The sequence below is a fragment of the Oryzobacter terrae genome (assembly GCF_042756445.1).
In the GTDB taxonomy this organism is placed as follows: domain Bacteria; phylum Actinomycetota; class Actinomycetes; order Actinomycetales; family Dermatophilaceae; genus Oryzobacter; species Oryzobacter terrae.
Window position 1 is genome coordinate 2,446,008 of the sequence record NZ_CP170578.1, and the last position, 18,017, is coordinate 2,464,024.

General features: G+C 74.3%; 19 protein-coding genes. 14 read left to right on the forward strand and 5 right to left on the reverse strand.

From position 1 onward, the window contains the following. The first annotated feature begins 101 nt into the window (after nt 1-101). From ACFWN3_RS11540 to ACFWN3_RS11550, 3 genes are read left to right on the forward strand one after another with little or no spacing between them, the layout of a single operon-like run. Nucleotides 102-1,403 carry an MFS transporter gene (locus tag ACFWN3_RS11540; protein WP_377639703.1) on the forward strand — a complete coding sequence of 434 codons (1,302 nt, stop codon included), beginning with the start codon at nt 102-104 and terminating at the stop codon, nt 1,401-1,403. A 9-nt stretch (nt 1,404-1,412) separates the two neighbouring features. Next, nucleotides 1,413-2,210 carry a crotonase/enoyl-CoA hydratase family protein gene (locus ACFWN3_RS11545; protein WP_377639705.1) on the forward strand — a complete coding sequence of 266 codons (798 nt, stop codon included), beginning with the start codon at nt 1,413-1,415 and terminating at the stop codon, nt 2,208-2,210. After that, nucleotides 2,207-4,396 (forward strand): molybdopterin-dependent oxidoreductase, encoded by a 2,190-nt coding sequence (locus tag ACFWN3_RS11550; RefSeq protein WP_377639707.1) that lies wholly within the window; start codon nt 2,207-2,209, stop codon nt 4,394-4,396. The genes ACFWN3_RS11545 and ACFWN3_RS11550 overlap by 4 nt, the downstream gene beginning before the upstream one ends. A gap of 48 nt (nt 4,397-4,444) precedes the next feature. On the opposite strand, the gene ACFWN3_RS11555 is transcribed toward ACFWN3_RS11550, so the two are convergent. Further along, the gene (locus ACFWN3_RS11555; RefSeq protein ID WP_377639708.1) at nt 4,445-4,834 is read right to left on the reverse strand and encodes a hypothetical protein; all 390 of its coding nucleotides are present in this window, start codon (nt 4,832-4,834) and stop codon (nt 4,445-4,447) included. A 124-nt stretch (nt 4,835-4,958) separates the two neighbouring features. Then, on the reverse strand, nt 4,959-5,549 hold the full coding sequence (locus ACFWN3_RS11560; RefSeq protein ID WP_377639710.1) for a TetR/AcrR family transcriptional regulator: 591 nt from the start codon (nt 5,547-5,549) through the stop codon (nt 4,959-4,961). Nucleotides 5,550-5,588: 39 nt separating this feature from the next. On the opposite strand from ACFWN3_RS11560, the gene ACFWN3_RS11565 reads away from it, so the two are divergent. The 5 genes from ACFWN3_RS11565 to ACFWN3_RS11585 all read left to right on the forward strand — a co-directional run bounded on the left by ACFWN3_RS11565 (nt 5,589) and on the right by ACFWN3_RS11585 (nt 10,557). After that, on the forward strand, nt 5,589-6,884 hold the full coding sequence (locus ACFWN3_RS11565; RefSeq protein ID WP_377639711.1) for an acyl-CoA dehydrogenase family protein: 1,296 nt from the start codon (nt 5,589-5,591) through the stop codon (nt 6,882-6,884). Then, nucleotides 6,881-7,690 (forward strand): SDR family NAD(P)-dependent oxidoreductase, encoded by an 810-nt coding sequence (locus ACFWN3_RS11570; RefSeq protein ID WP_377639712.1) that lies wholly within the window; start codon nt 6,881-6,883, stop codon nt 7,688-7,690. The genes ACFWN3_RS11565 and ACFWN3_RS11570 overlap by 4 nt, the downstream gene beginning before the upstream one ends. Continuing rightward, the gene (locus ACFWN3_RS11575) at nt 7,687-8,772 is read left to right on the forward strand and encodes a phosphotransferase family protein (RefSeq protein WP_377639714.1); all 1,086 of its coding nucleotides are present in this window, start codon (nt 7,687-7,689) and stop codon (nt 8,770-8,772) included. The genes ACFWN3_RS11570 and ACFWN3_RS11575 overlap by 4 nt, the downstream gene beginning before the upstream one ends. Nucleotides 8,773-8,839: 67 nt before the next feature. Further along, nucleotides 8,840-9,592 carry an SDR family oxidoreductase gene (locus ACFWN3_RS11580; protein ID WP_377639716.1) on the forward strand — a complete coding sequence of 251 codons (753 nt, stop codon included), beginning with the start codon at nt 8,840-8,842 and terminating at the stop codon, nt 9,590-9,592. A gap of 2 nt (nt 9,593-9,594) precedes the next feature. Beyond that, on the forward strand, nt 9,595-10,557 hold the full coding sequence (locus ACFWN3_RS11585) for a 2-hydroxyacid dehydrogenase (protein ID WP_377639717.1): 963 nt from the start codon (nt 9,595-9,597) through the stop codon (nt 10,555-10,557). On the opposite strand, the gene ACFWN3_RS11590 is transcribed toward ACFWN3_RS11585, so the two are convergent. From ACFWN3_RS11590 to ACFWN3_RS11600, 3 genes are read right to left on the reverse strand one after another with little or no spacing between them, the layout of a single operon-like run. Then, complete coding sequence (locus ACFWN3_RS11590; protein ID WP_377639719.1) at nt 10,538-11,713, reverse strand: glycerate kinase; 1,176 nt, start codon at nt 11,711-11,713, stop codon at nt 10,538-10,540. The genes ACFWN3_RS11585 and ACFWN3_RS11590 overlap by 20 nt on opposite strands. Next, nucleotides 11,713-12,216 carry a GNAT family N-acetyltransferase gene (locus tag ACFWN3_RS11595; protein WP_377639721.1) on the reverse strand — a complete coding sequence of 168 codons (504 nt, stop codon included), beginning with the start codon at nt 12,214-12,216 and terminating at the stop codon, nt 11,713-11,715. Before ACFWN3_RS11595 ends, ACFWN3_RS11590 begins: the two co-directional genes overlap by 1 nt. Beyond that, on the reverse strand, nt 12,213-12,650 hold the full coding sequence (locus tag ACFWN3_RS11600; protein WP_377639722.1) for a pyridoxamine 5'-phosphate oxidase family protein: 438 nt from the start codon (nt 12,648-12,650) through the stop codon (nt 12,213-12,215). Before ACFWN3_RS11600 ends, ACFWN3_RS11595 begins: the two co-directional genes overlap by 4 nt. Nucleotides 12,651-12,762: 112 nt before the next feature. Here ACFWN3_RS11600 and ACFWN3_RS11605 point away from each other — a divergent pair, with 112 nt between their 5' ends. From ACFWN3_RS11605 to ACFWN3_RS11630, 6 genes are all read left to right on the forward strand, one after another. Then, nucleotides 12,763-14,043, forward strand: a complete 1,281-nt coding sequence (locus ACFWN3_RS11605; RefSeq protein ID WP_377639724.1) for a flavin-containing monooxygenase — start codon at nt 12,763-12,765, stop codon at nt 14,041-14,043. Next, nucleotides 14,040-15,083 carry a LacI family DNA-binding transcriptional regulator gene (locus tag ACFWN3_RS11610; RefSeq protein ID WP_377639726.1) on the forward strand — a complete coding sequence of 348 codons (1,044 nt, stop codon included), beginning with the start codon at nt 14,040-14,042 and terminating at the stop codon, nt 15,081-15,083. The genes ACFWN3_RS11605 and ACFWN3_RS11610 overlap by 4 nt, the downstream gene beginning before the upstream one ends. Nucleotides 15,084-15,247: 164 nt before the next feature. Continuing rightward, nucleotides 15,248-16,342, forward strand: coding sequence for a substrate-binding domain-containing protein (locus ACFWN3_RS11615; protein WP_377639728.1), 1,095 nt, complete (start codon nt 15,248-15,250; stop codon nt 16,340-16,342). Nucleotides 16,343-16,563: 221 nt separating this feature from the next. Continuing rightward, nucleotides 16,564-17,235 carry a nucleoside/nucleotide kinase family protein gene (locus tag ACFWN3_RS11620; RefSeq protein WP_377639730.1) on the forward strand — a complete coding sequence of 224 codons (672 nt, stop codon included), beginning with the start codon at nt 16,564-16,566 and terminating at the stop codon, nt 17,233-17,235. A gap of 103 nt (nt 17,236-17,338) precedes the next feature. After that, nucleotides 17,339-17,518, forward strand: coding sequence for a hypothetical protein (locus ACFWN3_RS11625; RefSeq protein ID WP_377639732.1), 180 nt, complete (start codon nt 17,339-17,341; stop codon nt 17,516-17,518). Between the two features lie 19 nt (nt 17,519-17,537). Continuing rightward, nucleotides 17,538-17,984, forward strand: coding sequence for a hypothetical protein (locus ACFWN3_RS11630; RefSeq protein WP_377639734.1), 447 nt, complete (start codon nt 17,538-17,540; stop codon nt 17,982-17,984). The last annotated feature ends 33 nt before the right edge of the window (nt 17,985-18,017 follow it).

Genomic DNA, 18,017 nt, shown 5'->3' on the forward strand with positions numbered 1-18,017 from the left:
AGGCGATGCGCGGTCGGGTCGCCGTGTGAGCTCCGTGTGACATCTCGCGCTCCGTGGACGCGATCGGGAATGCCGGGGCTTGGTCCCTACGCTGACGAAGCGTGCCCCAACCCCGTCACGCCACCCTGGCCACCGTCGCGCTCATCCTCGGCGGCATCGCCATCGGCACCACCGAGTTCGTGACGATGGGCCTGCTCCCCGAGATCGCCGCCGGGGTCTCGGTCGACATCCCGGCTGCCGGCCACACGATCTCCGCGTACGCCGCGGGCGTCGTCATCGGGGCGCCGCTGCTCGCCGTCCTCGGGGCGACCTGGCCGCGCAAGGCGCTGCTCATCGGGCTGATGGCCGCGTTCACGGTCGGGAACGTGCTGAGCGCGCTCGCGCCGACGTACGAGACGTTGGCCGCGGCCCGCTTCGTCGCCGGACTCCCGCACGGGGCCTTCTTCGGCGTCGCCGCCCTCGTCGCCGTCGACCTCGCGGAGCGCGGGCAGGCCGGCCGGGCCGTGGGCCGGGTCATGCTCGGCATCCCGATCGCGAACATCCTCGGCGTCCCCGGGGCGACGTGGCTCGGGCAGAACCTCGGGTGGCGCTCGGCGTACTGGCTCGTCGCCGTCATCGGCATCGCGACCGTCTCGCTCGTGGCCTACGCCGTCCCGCACCTGGCGCGCGACCACACGAAGACGGTCCGCAACGAGCTGAGCGCGCTGACCAGCCTCCAGGTCTGGCTGACCCTCGGCGTCGGCGCGGTGGGCTTCGGTGGCATGTTCGCGATGTACTCCTACATCGCGCCGACGATCACCGACGTCACGGGGCTGTCGTCCTCGGCCGTGCCCGTCTTCCTCCTCGTCTTCGGCGTCTCGGGCTTCGTGGGCAACCTCGTCGCGGGTCGGATGGGCGACTGGTCGGTCATCCGCTCGGTCGTCATCGGGATGGGCGGGCTCGGCATCGGGCTGGCGCTCTTCGCGCTCGTGGCGCCCTACGCGGTGCCGGCGGTCGTCGTCCTGGCGTTGATCTCGGTCCTCGCGTCGGTGCTCGTCATCAACCTCCAGCTCCGGCTGATGCAGGTCGCCGGGCCCGCTCAGACGCTGGCCGCGGCCAGCAACCACGCCGCCCTCAACCTCGCCAACGCCCTCGGGGCGTGGGTCGGCGGCGTCGTCATCGGCGCGGGGTACGGCTACACGGCACCGTCGTGGGTGGGGGTGGGGCTGGCCGCCCTCGGCCTGCTCATCCTCGCGGCGTCCCTGCTCGTCCACCGCCGCGACCACCCGGACCGGGTCACCTTCCGCCCGGTCGGGCCGCCGGCCTCCCCGTCGAGGCCGCCGGTCCGGAGACGACGCGCTCGTCGGCCCCGGCGGCGCCCGACCCGGGGAGCCTGCGCGCCACCTGACGCTCCGGCTCCGTAGGCTGGCGGCATGGCGAGCACCGTGAGCTGCGAGGTCGAGGGCGGCATCGCCCAGGTCCGCCTCGACCGTCCCGACAAGCTCAACGCGCTCACGCTCGACACCCTCCAGGGGCTCGTCGGCACCGCGCGCCACCTCGCCCGCGACCGCAGCCTGCGCGGGGTCGTCCTCGGCGGCGAGGGCGACTCGTTCTGCGCCGGCCTCGACTTCGCGACGGTGCTCGCGAACCCGCCGCGCGTGGCCCGCGCCTTCGTCCCCCACCCGTTCCGCGGCACCAACCTCTTCCAGGAGGCCTGCTGGGCCTGGCGCCGCCTGCCGGTGCCCGTCGTGGCCGCCGTCCACGGCCACTGCTACGGCGGCGGGCTCCAGATCGCGCTGGCCGCCGACCTGCGGATGACGACCGCCGACGCCCAGTGGTCGGTGCTCGAGGCGAAGTGGGGCCTCATCCCCGACATGAGCGGCATCCAGGCCCTCTCGCAGCTCGTCTCCATCGACGTCGCCAAGCGCCTGACGATGACGGGCGAGGTCGTCAGCGGCACCCGGGCCGTCGAGCTGGGACTGGCCGGCGAGGTCCACGACGAGCCCTTCGTCGCCGCGACCCGCTTCCTCGAGGAGGTCGCGACCCGCTCGCCCGACTCGGTCGCCGCCTCCAAGCGCCTCTTCCAGCGGACGTGGAGCTCGGGCGACCGGCGCACCTTCGCCCGCGAACGCCTCGAGCAGGCCCGCCTCCTGGCCACCCGCAACACGACGATCGCGCGCGAGGCCGCGATGAAGCGCGTCGCCCCCGTCTTCGAGGCCCGCCGCCGATGACCGGCCCGAGCGAGGCGGGCCGGCGGACCGAGCACGTCGCCTGCACCCTGTGCGAGGCGATGTGCGGCCTCGAGGTCACGATGGCGGGCGACGGCTCGGTCGCCGGGATCCGCGGACACGAGGCCGACCCGCTCTCGCGCGGCCACGTCTGCCCCAAGGCGCTCGCCCTCCCCGACCTCCAGGACGACCCCGACCGCCTGCGGCGCCCCCTCGTGCGCGGCTCGGACGGCGAGCTCCACGAGGCCACGTGGGACGCGGCCATCGCCCGTGCCGCCGAGCTCCTCGTGGGCGTCCAGGAGGCCCACGGCGACGACGCCCTCGCGGTCTACCTCGGCAACCCCAACGTCCACAGCCTCGGCGCGCTCACCCACCACCCGACGCTCGTCCGCCTCCTGCGCACGCGGACCCGGTACTCCGCCACGTCGGTCGACCAGCTTCCGCACCACGTCGTCGCGTGGGCGCTCTACGGCCACCAGTTCCTCCTCCCGGTCCCCGACATCGACCGGACCGACCTCCTCGTCCTCGTCGGCCACAACCCGATGGCGTCCAACGGCTCGCTGTGGACCGTCCCCGACTTCCCCCAGCGGCGTCGCGACCTTGCCTCTCGCGGAGGGCGGCTCGTCGTCCTCGACCCCCGCCGCACCGAGACGGCGAAGATCGCCGACGAGCACCTCTTCGTCCGACCCGGCTCCGACGCCGCGGTCCTCCTCGCGATGGTCCGCGAGATCCTCGTCGCCGACCTGGCCACCCCGCCGACGTGGGTCGACGGGGTCGAGGCGGTCCGGGCCGCCGTCGAGCCGTTCACCCCCGAGCTCGCCGAGCGCGTCAGCGGGGTGCCCGCCGATGACGTCCGCCGCCTCGCGCACGACCTCGCCGCCGCTCCCTCGGCCGCCGTCCACGGCCGGATGGGCGTGTCCACCCAGTCCTTCGGGGTGCTCTGCCAGTGGGCGGTCCAGGCCCTCAACGTCCTCACCGGGAACCTCGACCGGCCCGGTGGCACGATGTTCACCACGCCGGCGGTCGACCTCGTCGGGCGTGGTGTCCTCGGCCCGGGAGGGTTCTCCCGCAGGCGGTCCCGCGTCCGAGGGCTGCCCGGGTTCGGCGGTGAGCTCCCCGTCGCCACCCTCGCCGAGGACATGGCCACCCCCGGGCCCGGTCGCATCCGGGCGCTGCTCACCATCGCCGGCAACCCCGTGTCCTCGACGCCGGGCGGGCACCGCCTCGATGCCGCGATGGCCGACCTCGACGCCGTGGTCGCCGTCGACCTCTACCTCAACGAGACGACCCGGCACGCCGACGTCGTCCTCCCGCCGACCGGGCCGCTGGAGCGCGACCACTACGACCTCGTCTTCCACCTCCTCGCCGTGCGCGACACCGCACGGTTCAGCCCCGCGCTCCTCCCGAAGGACCCCGGCGGCAGGCACGACTGGGAGATCGCCCGCGACCTCGGGCTCGCCGTCCTCCGCGAGCGGGCCCGCCGTTCGGGCGCGAGCCGGCTGACCGCCACCCGCAGGCGGCTCGCCCGCCGCACCCTCGAGGCCGAGGCGCGCCTGCGGACGTCCCCGACCCGCCAGCTCGACGTCCTCCTGCGCACCGGTGGAGCGGGACTGTCCGTGCGCCGGCTCAGAGCCGCCGGTCCGGGTGGTCTCGACCTCGGGCCGCTCCGCCCCCGCCTGCCCGCCCGGCTCTCCACGCCCGACCAGCGCGTCCACCTCGACGCCGACGTCGTCCTCGCCGACCTCCCCCGGCTCCGCGAGGCCCTCGCGGCGCTCGACGCCACCGCGCCCGCGGCAGACGAGCTCCTCCTCATCGGCCGCCGCCACCAGCGCGACAACAACTCGTGGCTGCACAACCAGGCCCGGCTCACCCGCGGCCGCCCCCGCCACGCCCTCCTCGTCCACCCCGACGACCTCGCCGTGCGCGGCATCCGAGACGGAGAGCGGGTTCGGGTGCGCTCTGAATCGGGGCAGGTGGAGGTCGAGGTGCAGTCGACGGAGGACGTCGCCCCCGGCGTCGTCTCCCTGCCCCACGGGTACGGCCACCGCGGCGACGGGGTCCGGATGTCGAGGGCTGCCGCGCTGCCGGGTGCGTCCGTCAACGACCTCACCGACCCCGACGTCGTCGAGGCCGTCTCGGGCAACGCGGTCCTCAACGGCGTCCCGGTGACGGTCGAGCCGGCGCGCTGAGCGACCTCAGCCGTCAGCCGCGCCGCGTCAGCCGACGGCCGTCAGGTGTCAGGCCTCGCGGTCGTCGAGGCGGTTGCCGTGCGCGTCGGTCCTCACGTCGGGATCGCGCCGGTCGGCCTCACGACGGCGGTCGTCGCGCTCCTCGCGGAGGCCGTCGGTGTGCTGGAGGCGGGCCTGGGCCTGCTCGGTCAGCCGCTCCGCCTCGAGCGCGCGCTGGGCGGCGTGGGCCTTCGCCAGGTCGGCCTCCGCGGCCAGCCGGGCCGCGTCGGCCTCGCGTTCGCGCAGGAGGCGGTCCTGCTCGGCGGCCTCCTCGCGGATCGCCGCCGCCTTCGCGCGCTGCGCGCCGGTCCGCTGTCCGCGTGACCGGGAGACGAGCGCCACGAGGAGGGCGAGGACGACGACCGCGATGACGATCCAGACGACGGTGGAGGTGGTCATGGGGTGCTCTCCTCACTGCCGGGCCGGTCGGCCACGGGCTTCCCGACGGCCGGTCGGCGATGTCGGGCAGCAGGCTCCTACCCGCGCGTGCGCTCACCCATGCGATCCGCGCGGGGGCCGCCTCTCAGGAGACGGCCACCTCGGTGAGCAGGCCCAGGGCGCGGGTGCAGTGGTCGACGAGCGCCGCCCGGCGCGTCCCGCGCGACCGCGCCGGCGTCGCCGACCACTCCAGGGCCCGGTCCTCGAGGTAGGCGACCCACCCGTGCACGGCGGGGAACGACTCGGGCGCCAGCCCGGTCGAGGCCAGGACCACCTCGGCGACCTGGGTCCGCAGCGACACGGTGGCGTCGGGGTCGACGGAGCGCGCGATCGGCGCCTGCCCGAGGACGAGGGCGACGTAGGAGTCGCGCCGCCGCGCCACCTGGTCGAGGAAGCGCTCGACGACCTGCCGCACCGCCGCGTCGCCCGTCACCCCGGGGTCGGGCGAGACGGTGCGTGCGACCCGGCGCCCGGCGGCCTGGACGACGGCCCGGTGGTACTCGGTCTTCGTCGGGAAGTAGTGGAACAGCAGCCCTCGGGACACCCCGGCCTCGACGGCGACCTCGTCGAGGGAGAGGTCCTGCACCGGTCGCTCGACGAACTTGCGGAGCCCGATGCCGACGAGCTGGCGGCGGCGGTCCTCCGGCGTCATCCGCACCCGTGACGTCGCTCCCACGCTATTGAGCATTGCTCAACACGGGTCTAGGGTCAAGGAATGGACTTCGCACCCTCGCCCCGGGCCGCCGACCTCGCCCGGCGGGTCCGCGAGTTCGTCGACACCGAGGTCGCGCCGGTCGAGGCCGACCTCGTGCGCGACGTCGCCGCCCGCCGGGGCCGTGGCGAGGACCCGTGGCCCCCCACCGGAGCCGTCGAGGACCTCAAGGCCAGGGCGCGGGCCCAGGGCCTGTGGAACCTCTTCCTCCCTGCCGGCCACGGTGACGCGTGGGCGGCACGGTTCGGCACCGACGGCGGGACCGGCCTGACGAACACCGACTACGCCGCGGTCGCCGAGCAGACCGGGCGCTCGACGCTGGCCCCGCTCGTCCTCAACTGCAACGCCCCCGACACCGGGAACATGGAGGTGCTGCTGAACTACGGCACCCCCGAGCAGCAGGAGGAGTGGCTCGTCCCGCTCCTCGAGGGACGCCTGCGCAGCGCCTTCCTCATGACCGAGCCGGCCGTCGCGAGCTCCGACGCCACGAACATGAGGGCCACGGCGACCCTCGACGGTGACGACGTCGTCCTCGACGGCCGCAAGTGGTGGTCCACGGGGGCCGGCCACCCGGACTGTCGCCTCGGCATCTTCATGGGCCTCACCGACCCCGACGCTCCGCGGCACCTGCGCCACTCGATGGTCCTGGTCCCCCTCGACGCCCCCGGGGTCCGGGTCGAGCGGATGCTCAGCGCCCTCGGCCACCACGACGAGCCGCTCGGGCACGGGGAGGTCAGCCTCGACGGCGTCCGCCTGCCGCGGACCTCGATCCTCGTCGGCCCCGGGCGCGCGTCCGAGATCGCCCAGGGCCGGCTCGGCCCCGGGCGGGTCCACCACTGCATGCGACTCGTCGGCCTCGCCGAGAAGGCCCTCGAGCTCGCCTGCGAGCGCTCCACGTCGCGGGTCGCCTTCGGGAAGCCGATCGCCGACCTCGGGGGGAACCGGGAACGCCTGGCCCGGGCGCGGATCGCGGTCAACCAGGCCCGCCTGCTCGTCCTCCACGCGGCGTGGAAGCTCGACACGGTCGGCATCAGGGGAGCGCTCAGCGAGGTGTCCGAGATCAAGGCCGTCGTCCCCGAGATGGCGTGCGACGTCATCGACCTCGCGATCCAGCTCCACGGTGGGGGAGGGATGAGCGAGGACTTCCCGCTCGCCGCCGCCTACGCCGGGGCCCGCAGCCTGCGCCTCGCCGACGGACCCGACGAGGTCCACCTCGGGGTCGTCGCCCGTCACCTGCTCAAGCCCTACACCGCAGCGGCCCAGGCCGGTTCGCCCGCACCCGCCGGGGCGCGGCGATGAGCCGCCGCGTCCTCCTCACGGGCGGGGCCTCGGGCCTCGGGCTCGCGCTGGTCCGCCTCATGGCCGACCGCGGCGACCGGGTCCTCGCCGTCGACCTCGCCGACGACCGGCCCGACACCATCCCCGCGGGCGTGGAGTACCGGCGTCTCGACGTGAGGTCGCAGCACGACTGGGACGCCGCCCTCGCCTGGGTGCGCGCCGAGTGGGGCGGGCTCGACCTCCTCGTCAACAACGCCGGCATCGCGACCGGTGGCCGGATCGACGTCGAGGCGATCTCCGACTGGGAGCGCGTCGTCGACATCAACCTCCTGGGCGTCGCCCGCGGCTGCCACACCGTCACGCCCCTGCTCAAGGAGCAGCGCTCGGGCCAGATCGTCAACGTCGCCTCGCTCGCCGGACTCGTCCACGGGCCCGGCATGGCGAGCTACAACGCGACCAAGGCCGGGGTCGTCGCGCTGAGCGAGACCCTGTCGTTCGAGCTCTCCCCGTGGGGGATCGACGTCACCGTCGTGTGCCCGGCGTTCTTCCGCACCAACCTCCACGAGTCCTTCGCGGGCAAGGACGCGGCGATGCAGGAGGCCGGCGTCCGCCTCATCACGCAGGCGAGGACCGATGCCGCCGCGATGGCCCGGATCGTGCTCGGCGGCATCGACAAGCGCAGGAAGATCGTCCTCACCGAGCAGCTCGGACGCCAGGCGTACCTGACGAAGCGGTTCGCCCGACCCCTCTACGAGCGCGCCATGCTCGCCCAGGCCAAGCGGCTCGCGCGCAAGGCGGGGCAAGACCCGGCGGAGTTCCTCCCGTGACGTCGGCGGCGGTGTCGGGGGCGGCCCCCGTCCGTGACGAGGACGCCTTCGACGTGGCGGCCGCGGCGGCCTGGCTGCGCGAGAACGCCTCCGGCACGGAGGGTCTCGAGAGCGAGCCCGAGGTGACGCAGTTCGTCGGCGGCGCCTCGAACCTCACCTACCTGCTCCGGTACGGGAGCGGTCGCGAGCTCGTCCTGCGCCGACCCCCGTCGGGGACCAAGGCTCGCGGCGCCCACGACATGCGCCGCGAGCACGACCTCCAGGCGGCGCTCGCGCCCAGCTTCCCTCTCGTGCCGCGGATGGTCGCGTACTGCGGCGACGACGCGGTGCTCGGATCGCCGTTCTACGTCATGGAGCGCCTCGTCGGCACCATCCTGCGCACGGACGTCCCCTCCGACCTCGGGCTCGACCGCGAGGGCGTGAGCGCCCTGTGCCGCAATGCCGTCGACACCCTCGTCGCCCTCCACGACGTCGACCTCGGGTCCTCCGGCCTCGGCGAGCTCGACCGCGGCGACGGCTACGTGCGCCGCCAGGTCGACGGGTGGACCACTCGCTACCGCACGGCGCGCACCCCCGACGTCGGCGACCTCGAGGCGACGATGGCCTGGCTGGCCGAGCACCGGCCCGCCGACCTGCCCCACGTCCTCGTCCACAACGACTTCCGCTTCGACAACCTCGTCCTCGCCGCCGACGACCCCACCCGTGTCGTCGGCGTCCTCGACTGGGAGCTCGCCACGGTCGGCGACCCGCTCATGGACCTCGGGTCCGCCCTCGCCTACTGGGTCCAGGCCGACGACGACCCCGCCTTCCTCGCCATCCGCCTCCAGCCGACCCACACCGCCGGGATGCTGACCCGCGCGGAGGTCGTCGAGCGCTACCTCGAGGCCCGCGGGCTCGACGCCACGCCCGAGCGCTGGCGGTTCTACGAGGTGTTCGGCGCCTTCCGCCTCGCCGGCATCGCCCAGCAGATCTACTACCGCTTCCACCACGGGCAGACGACCAACCCCGCGTACGGCGCCTTCCGCGACGTCGTCCGCTTCCTCGACCGCCGGTGCACCGAGCTCATCGCCGCCGCGCCCTGACCCGACCCACGACCCGCGCCGACCGTCCGAGACCGACCCGACCGACCCGACCGCGACAAGGACCCCGATGCCCACGACCCTCATCACCGGCGCCAGCTCCGGCCTCGGCGCCGAGATGGCCCGCCAGCTCGCCGCCCGTGGCAACGACCTGGCGCTGTGCGCCCGTCGCACCGAGCGACTCGAAGGCCTGCGTGACGAGATCCTCGCGGCGAACCCCGGCCGCCGGGTCGAGCTGCGGGCCCTCGACGTCCTCGACGACGACGCCGTCTTCGAGGTCTTCCGCGCCTTCCGTAAGGACCTTGGCACGATCGACCGCGTCATCATCAACGCCGGGCTGGGCAAGGGGGCGCCGCTCGGCACGGGACGCTACGACGCCAACCGGCAGACCGCGATGACGAACTTCGTCGCCGCCCTGGCCCAGACCGAGGCCGCGATGGAGGTCTTCCGGGACCAGCGGCGTGGCCACCTCGTGATGATCTCGTCGGTCACGGCGATGCGGGGGATGCGCAAGACGATCACGACGTACGCGGCGACCAAGGCCGGTGTCGCCTCGCTGGCCGAGGGCGTGCGCCACGAGATGCTCGGCGAGCCCGACCTCGACATCCGCGTCTCGACGATCTACCCCGGCTACATCCGCTCGGAGATGAACGAGCGGGTCAAGCACACCCCGTTCATGGTCGACACCGAGGTCGGGGTCCGCGCGATGGTCGACGCCATCGAGAAGGAGAAGGCCAACGCGCTCGTCCCGGCGTGGCCGTGGGTGCCGCTCGGGAGGGCGATCCGCCACCTCCCGCTGCCGATCGTGCGGAAGCTGATCTGAGGATGGCGCGCGTCCTCCTCACGGCACGGGTGTCGGGCGACGCCGCCGACCGGCTCGGCACCGAGCACTCCCTCGTGCACCGCGCCGAGGACTCGCCGATGCCGCGCGCCGACCTGCTGGCCGCCGTCGAGGGGGTCGACGCCCTCGTCGCGATGCTCGTCGACCGCATCGACGCCGAGCTCCTCGACGCCGCCGGACCGCAGCTGCGCGTCGTCGCCAACGTCGCCGTCGGCTACGACAACATCGACGTCGCGGCCTGCCGGCAGCGCGGCGTCGTCGTGACGAACACCCCCGGCGTCCTCACGGACGCGACGGCCGACCTCGCCATCGCCCTCACCCTGATGACGACGCGCGCCCTCGGTTCCGCCGAGCGCCGGGTGCGCACGGGTGAGCCGTGGCGCTGGAGCATGACGGCGAACCTGGGAACCGGGCTGCGCGGGAAACGGTTCGGCGTCATCGGTCCGGGCGCGATCGGGCTGGCGACGGCGCAGCGGGCGCTGGCCTTCGGGACGGAGATCCTCCTCGCCGGTCGCTCGACGCCCGACGCGGGCGCGGTGGAGGCGCTGGGCGCGACGGTCGTCGACCTCGACGAGCTGCTCGCGACGGCCGACGTCGTGTCGGTGCACTGCCCCCTCACCCCCGCCACCCGCCACCTCGTGGGTGCCGACCAGCTGCGGGCGATGAAGCCGACGGCGCACCTCGTCAACACCGCGCGCGGCCCGATCGTCGACGAGGCCGCCCTGGTGGCGGCGCTCGAGGCGGGGGAGATCGCCGGGGCGGGGCTCGACGTCTTCGAGGACGAGCCGCGGGTCCACCCCGGGCTGCTCGGTCGCGACGACGTCGTCCTCCTGCCGCACATCGGGTCGGCCACCGTCGAGACGCGGGCCGCGATGGCGGACCTCGCCGCCGACAACGTCCTCGCCGTCCTCGCCGGACAGGACCCGGTCACCCCGGTGCGGGGCTGAGCCACTCCCTCGCGACGGTCCGGGCGGTCTGCCTCAGCAGGTCGGCGGCGTGCGCCATCGACCGGACCCGGTCGGGCTCGAGGTCCCGGAGGGCGTACGCGCGGCGGACCCCGAGGGTGGCGAGGCCGGCGTCGTCGAGCGTGCTGCGGCCACAGACGGCGACGACCGGGATGCCGGCGGCAGCGGCCCGCCGGGCGACGCCGGAGACGGCCTTGCCGGCGAGGGTCTGCGTGTCGAGGGAGCCCTCGCCGGTGACGACGAGCTCCGCCCCGGCCAGGCGGGCGTCGAGGCCGACGAGGTCCAGGACGGTGTCGACGCCGCTGCGCCGCTCCGCCCCGAGGACCGAGAGGAGCGCGAACCCCACCCCACCCGCCGCCCCCGCCCCCGGCAGCCGGGTCAGGATCGCCCTCGTGGTCGACTCCGTCCCGGCGACGAGGGTGGACCAGTGGGTGAGGGCGGCCTCGAGGACGTCGACGTCGGCCGGGGTCGCGCCCTTCTGGGGGGCGAACACCGCTGCCGCACCGGTGGGCCCGAGCAGGGGGCTGTCGACGTCGGCGGCGAGGACGAGCCGGGTGCGCGCGAGCCGCGGGTCGAGGGCCTCGAGGTCTAGTCGGGTGACCGCGGCGAGCGCGGCCCCGCCATCGGCCACCTCGCGGCCCCCGGCGTCGAGGACGCGGGCACCGAGAGCCGCCAGCATCCCTGCCCCGCCGTCGGTGCTGGCCGACCCGCCGACCCCGACGACGACCTCCGCCGGGGCCAGGTCGAGGGCCGCGCGGATGGCCTGTCCCACACCGCGGCTCGTTGCGGTCAGGGGGGCCGTGACCCCGCCGGACAGGCGCTGCGACCCGCACGCGTCGGCGAGCTCGACGAGCACGACCCGTTCCCCGTCGGACGAGCCGCGGTCGTGCACGGCCAGGGTGGCCGTCACCGGCTCCCCGGTCGGTCCCGAGACCGCGACCTCGACCGCCCTCCAGCCCGCGGCCACGGCTGCCGACACCGTCCCCTCGCCACCGTCGGCGATCCCGACGACCTCGACGACGGCGCCCGGGACGACGTCGAGCAGACCCGAGCGCACCGCCTCACCCACGGCGACCGATTCGAGCGAGCCCTTGAAGGCGTCGCTCGCGACGACGACCCGTGGCGCCCGCACCCCCATCAGAGGTGCCGGTGCATGACGTGGAGGCCGACCCGTCCGTGCGCCACCGAGTCGAAGGCCTCCGGCACGGTCCCGATGACGCGGAACCCGAGGTCGCGCCACAGCGCCACGGCCGCGGTGTTGGTCTCGACGACCGCGTTGAACTGCATCGCGTCGTAGCCCTGCTCGCGCGCCCACTCGACGACCCACCGCCCCAGCGCACGCCCGACCCCTCGCCCTCGCGCCGCCGAGGCGACCATGAAGGACGCCGTCGCCACGTGCGACCCGCGCCCCGGCCGGTTCGGGCCGGTCTTGGCCGACCCCAGGAGGGTGCCGTCGCCGGCGTCGACCGCCACGACGGTGAGCCCGGGCGGCTCCTCCACCCACAGGGCCCGCGCCTGCTCCGAGGTCAGGTCGTCGGGGTAGGCGTACGACTCCCCGGACGCGACGACCTCACGGAACACGGGGAGGAACGCCTCCCAGTCCGGGTCCGCGAGGGGCCGGACGACGATGCCACCGCTCACTCGTCGGGGTCCGGACGCAGGTGCAGCCACGGTCGGTGGAGGTGGTGGCGCCGCCCGGTCATCTCGTCGACCTCGATGGCGACGACGACCGGCCGCACCTCGTCGACCCAGGGCCGCAGCGGCAGCTGGTCGACGGCGTCGGCCTCGGCGCCGTGCAGCTCGTGGGCCCGGCCGCGGATGACGACGCTGCTCGCCACGTCGTCGACGACCTCGTCGACCTCGAACGCCACGTCGGCGTTCATCGTCAGCCCGAGGAGCTTGCTGCCCTCGGCCGTGCGGATCACGAGGCGCCGGTCGTGGTCGACGGCGAAGTTGACGGGGACGAGGTGCACCTCGTCGGCGAGGTGGAAGGCGAGGCGGCCGAGCTCCTGGTCGTGGAGCATCGCCCAGCACTCCTCGTCGCTGAGCTCGACGGTGGGTGGGTGGTCGGTCATGGCGTCCTCCGCTCGTCCGGAACTTCTACGACACAGCGTAGTGCTGGGCGTGGCGCCCCGCGAGTGGCCGAGAGCCCTCTCACGCCCGGGTCCGCGACGGTAGCGTGCCCGCGTGACCCTCGTCGACGTCGTCGTCATCGGAGCCGGCCCCGGCGGCCTGGCCGTCGCCGCCTCGCTGCGCGCCGCGGGCGTCGGGGCGCTCGTCCTCGACCGCGCCGAGTCGGTGGGGTCGTCGTGGCGGCGGCACTACGACCGCCTCCACCTCCACACGCCGCGCCGCTGGTCGGCGCTGCCGGGGCTCGAGATCCCGCGCCGGTTCGGCCGCTGGGTCGCCCGCGACGACGTCGTCGCCTACCTCGAGCAGTACGCCGCCCACCACCGCCTGGACCTCCGGTTCGGCGCCACGGTCGAGCGCCTCGAACGGGTCGTCCCGGCCGCCCCCGCCGAGGACGACGCCGAGGGCCGCGTCGCCGATGTCGGCGCCGCCGACCCCGGCGACGGTGCGCGCTGGGCCGTCCGCCTCGCCGGCGGTGACACCGTCCGGGCCCGCCACGTCGTCGTCGCCACCGGCTACAACCACACGCCCGTCGTCCCGCAGTGGCCCGGTCTCGACACCTTCCCCGGGCAGGTCGTCCTCGCCCGCGACTACCGCAACGGCCGCCCGTTCGCGGGGCGTGACGTCCTCGTCGTCGGCACCGGGAACACCGGCACCGAGATCGCGACCGACCTCGCCGAGCACGGCGCCACCCGGGTGTGGCTGGCGGTGCGCACGCCGCCGCACATCGTCGCGCGGACCAGGCTCGGCTGGCCGGCCCAGGGCACCGGCATCCTCGTCCGGCGCCTGCCGCCGACGGTGGTCGACCGCCTCGCCGGCGTCCTGTCCGTCGTCCAGGAGCCCGACCTCAGCGAGCACGGGATGCCCAGGGCCGACCACGACCTGTACTCGAGGGTGCTCGCGGGCCGGGTGCCCGTCCAGGACGTCGGCATCGTCGCGGCCATCCGCGCCGGCCGGGTCGAGCCCGTGGCCGCGGTCGAGCGGGTGGAGGACGGCGCGGTCGTCCTCGCCGACGGCACCCGTCTGCGTCCCGACGCCGTCGTCGTCGCCACCGGCTACCGGTCCGGCCTCGAGCCGCTCGTCGGGCACCTCGGCGTCCTCGACGCCCGCGAGCTCCCGCTCGTCCACGGCGCGCACGAGGCGCCCGGCGCCCCCGGCCTGTGGTTCACCGGCTTCACCAACCCCATCTCGGGGATGCTGCGCGAGCTGCGGATCGACGCCGAGCGGATCGCGGGCCGGATCGCCGCCGCCGGCACCGACACGGGCACGGGCACGGGCAGGGGCAGCGGCAGGGGCACCGTCGCCGGGGAGGCCACCGGCGCGCGGGTCCCGCGATGACCGCCCGCCGCTCCCGCGCCCACACCCGACCGGCGACGATGTCGGACCTGGCGCGGATCGCCGGCGTCTCCATCACGACGGTGTCGCACGTCGTCAACGAGACCCGCTTCGTCTCGGACGGCGCCCGCCGGCGGGTCCTCGAGGCCGTGGACGAGACCGGCTACACGCGCAACATCCTCGCCCGCTCGATGAAGACCGCGACGACGAGCACGATCGGCCTCGCCGCCCCGGCGCTGTCGAAGGTCGCCCTCGCCGACCTCGTCCGGCCCATCGAGGCCGAGGCCCGGGCCCAGAACCTCAGCATCCTGCTCACCGACACCGAGGACGACCCGGTGGCCGAGCTCGCCGCCGTCGAGTCCCTGCACGCCCGGCGGGTCGACGGCATCATCATCGCCCCGTCGGCGCCCGACTCCCCGGCGGTCGACTACCTGCGTCGCCACGGCATCCCGACCGTCGTCGTCGACCGGCTGACGAGCGGTGGCTTCGACCAGATCGGCACCGAGAACACCCGGTCCACCCGGCAGCTGACCGAGCACCTCGTCGTCGAGGGCGGACACCGCCGTGTCGCGCTCGTCACCGGCATGCCCAACCTGTCGACCACCGCCGAACGACGCAAGGGCTACCGACAGGCCCTGCGGGAGAGCGGGATCGAGGTCGACCCCGCGCTCATCGGGTCCGGCTACGACGACGCCAGCACCCTCCCCGCGATCCTCGAGGCCTTCCTCGCGCTGCCCGACCCGCCGACGGCGCTCGTCTCGGGCAACAGCTCGACGACGATCGGCGTCATGCGTGCGTGCGGCGCCCTCGGCATCCGGGTGCCCGACGACCTGGCCCTCGTGGCCTTCGACGACTTCGAGTGGGCCGACGTCTTCCACCCCCGGCTCACCGTCGTGCGCCAGCGGATGGAGGAGATCGGGACCCGCGCGGTGCGCCTCCTCCAGGCCCGCATCGAGGACCCCGACGGCGCGGTGCGGACCCGGCGGATCCCCACCGACTTCGTCCACCGTGACTCCTGCGGCTGCGCCACCCCTACCCGCTGAGTCCCGCGGGCTGGAATGTCACGGTTCGAGAAAACTCCGCGCAATCGATTGCGCGAACCGCCCTCCTCCGGCCACACTGCATCCACGGCTGCACCGGGGCGCTCGTTGGAACGGGCCCCTCACCCCGTACCGCAGCGCAAGACGTCAGACAGAGAGGTCACGTCATGAACACGGTCCAGCGTCCCCTTCGCCTCGTGGGGGCCGGTGCCGCAGCCCTCGCGCTCGCGCTCCTCCCCGCCGCGTGCGGCAGCAGCGACGACGACTCGTCCGGCACGGGCTCGGGCTCGTCCGAGGAGCGCGTCGGCGTCGCCCTCATCACCAAGGACTCCACCAACCCCTTCTTCGTCACGATGCAGAAGGGCGCCCAGGCGGAGGCCGGCAAGAACGGCGTCGACCTCACCATCGCCTCGGGCAAGCAGGACGGCGACGAGACCGGCCAGATCCAGGCGATCGAGCAGGCCATCGCCCGTGGTGACAAGGGCATCCTCATCCTCAGCAACGGCCCGTCGGTGGAGAACTCCATCAAGAAGGCCCGTGACGCGGGCCTGTACGTCATCGCGCTCGACACCCCGCCGAGCTCGCCCGACGTCGTCGACATCACCTTCGCCACCGACAACCGCGAGGCCGGCCGCCTCATCGGCAAGTGGACCGCCGGCCAGCTCGGCGGCAAGCCCGCGACGATCGCGCTCCTCGACGCCTTCACCGACAAGGTGATCTCGGTCGACGTCCAGCGCGACCAGGGCTTCCTCGAGGGCATGGGCATCGACACCGTCGACGAGAACAAGAACGCCGACGAGGCCAAGACCGGCAAGTACAGCGGCGGCGACTACACGATCGTCTGCAACGAGCCCGGTGGTGGCGCCGAGGACGGCGGCCGCACGGCAATGGAGACCTGCCTGTCCAAGAGCGACGGCATCAACGTCGTCTACACGATCAACGAGCCGACCGCGGTCGGCGCGCAGGCCGCCCTCAAGGCCGCCGGCATCACCGACGCGCTCGTCGTCTCGGTCGACGGCGGCTGTGCGGGCGTCCAGAACGTCAAGGACGGCATCATCGGGGCCACCTCGCAGCAGTACCCGCTGAAGATGGCGACCCTGGGCATGGAGGCGATCGCCAAGATCGCCCGCACCGGTGAGAAGCCGAAGACGACCGACGGCCTCGACTTCTTCAACACCGGCGTCGCCCTCGTCACCGACAAGCCCTCCGACGGCGTCGAGAGCATCGACACCGCCAAGGGCAAGGAGCTCTGCTGGGGCTGACCCCGACCCCGGTGCCGTCGTCCGCACCGGCCGTCACCGCCGGGTCCGCCCGGCGGTGACGGGACCCGCCCGGCCCCGTCACCACGGGGCCGGGCGCGGTCGTGGCACCCCGCGTCGACGCCGTCCCGCGGCCCCTACCGTTGGCCGCAGGACCGCTGGCCAGCCGCTCCACGCCGCCCTCCTGACCATGCCGCCCACCCTCTCGGAGTCCAGGACCCACCGTGACCGACACACCCGCGACGACCGCCACGCTCGACCAGCTCCGGCGTGACGCCGAGGCCCTCCTCGCCGACGGCGGCTCCGACGGCGACCGCCGGGTCGTCCTCGGGATCGTCGGGGCGCCGGCGTCGGGCAAGTCCACCGTCGCCGAGGCCCTCGTCGCCCGGCTCGGCGACCACGCCGTCCTCGTCTCGATGGACGGCTACCACCTCGCCCACTCCGAGCTGACCCGCATCGGCCGGGTCGAGCGCAAGGGTGCCCCGGACACCTTCGACGCCGGCGGCTTCGTCTCCCTCCTGCGCCGGATCCGTGCCGACGACGGGACCACCGTCTACGCCCCGGAGTTCCGCCGCGAGATCGAGGACGCCATCGCGAGCGCGGTCCCGGTGGGGCCCGAGGCGCGGCTCGTCGTCGTCGAGGGCAACTACCTCCTCCACGACGACGGCGCCTGGGCCGACGTCCTCGGCCTGCTCGACGCCTGCTGGTTCATCGACATCGACGAGGACGTGCGCATCGGCCGCCTCGTCACCCGCCACATGCACTACGGCCGCACCGAGGAGCAGGCGCGCGAGCGCTCCCTCGGCAGCGACCAGCGCAACGCCGAGCTCATCATCGGCACCGCCGGACGGGCCACGCGCGTGGTGCGGATCGCCGAGGACGCCGCCCGCGCCTGACCTCCACGCGTGTCACACCCCCGCCCCGTCCGCGTGGGCCATCGACAGGGCGGGCGATCCGCGTCATCCTCGAGGTGCACACCCTCGACAAGGAGGTCCGGTCATGTGGCTCTGGGGAACGCTGTTGGCAGTGGTCGTGGTGCTGGCCGTCATCGGCCTGGTCGTGCAGCGGCGGCGAGGTCCGTCCGACACGTCCGACGGCACCGACTTCAACGTGACGAACCGCTCGGGCGCCGGGCACGACGGCCAGTTCAACGGCCCGATCTCCGGCGCCGGGGGCTGACCGCCGGGGGAGCCAGTCCGTGGACCAACCGACCCACCACGAGGCACTGCGTCGGCTCGAGCCCCTCGTGGGGAGGTGGACCTTCGAGGCGTCCTTTCCCGGGGAGGACCGCTGGCCGGGCGGGGGGACGATGTCGGTGGAGTGGCATCCGTCGGACGCGCACCTCGTGCAGGTCGGGACCGTCGAGCTGCCCGAGGCGCCGGCGAACGTCTCCGTCATCGGGTGCGACGGCGAGACCGGGCGCTACGTGCAGCTCTACTCCGACGAGCGGGGCGTCAGCCGCGTCTACGAGATGTCGTTCGACGACGGTGAGTGGCGGCTGTGGCGCACCGGGCAGCCGTTCGACCAGCGCTTCATCGGGGTGTTCAGCGAGGACGGGGACACCATCTCCGCCCGCTGGGAACGCTCGGAGGACGGCGAGTTCGTCACCGACTTCGACCTCGTCCACACCCGCGTCCGGGACTGACCCGGAGCACCGCCCGACCGTCGACGACGGTCG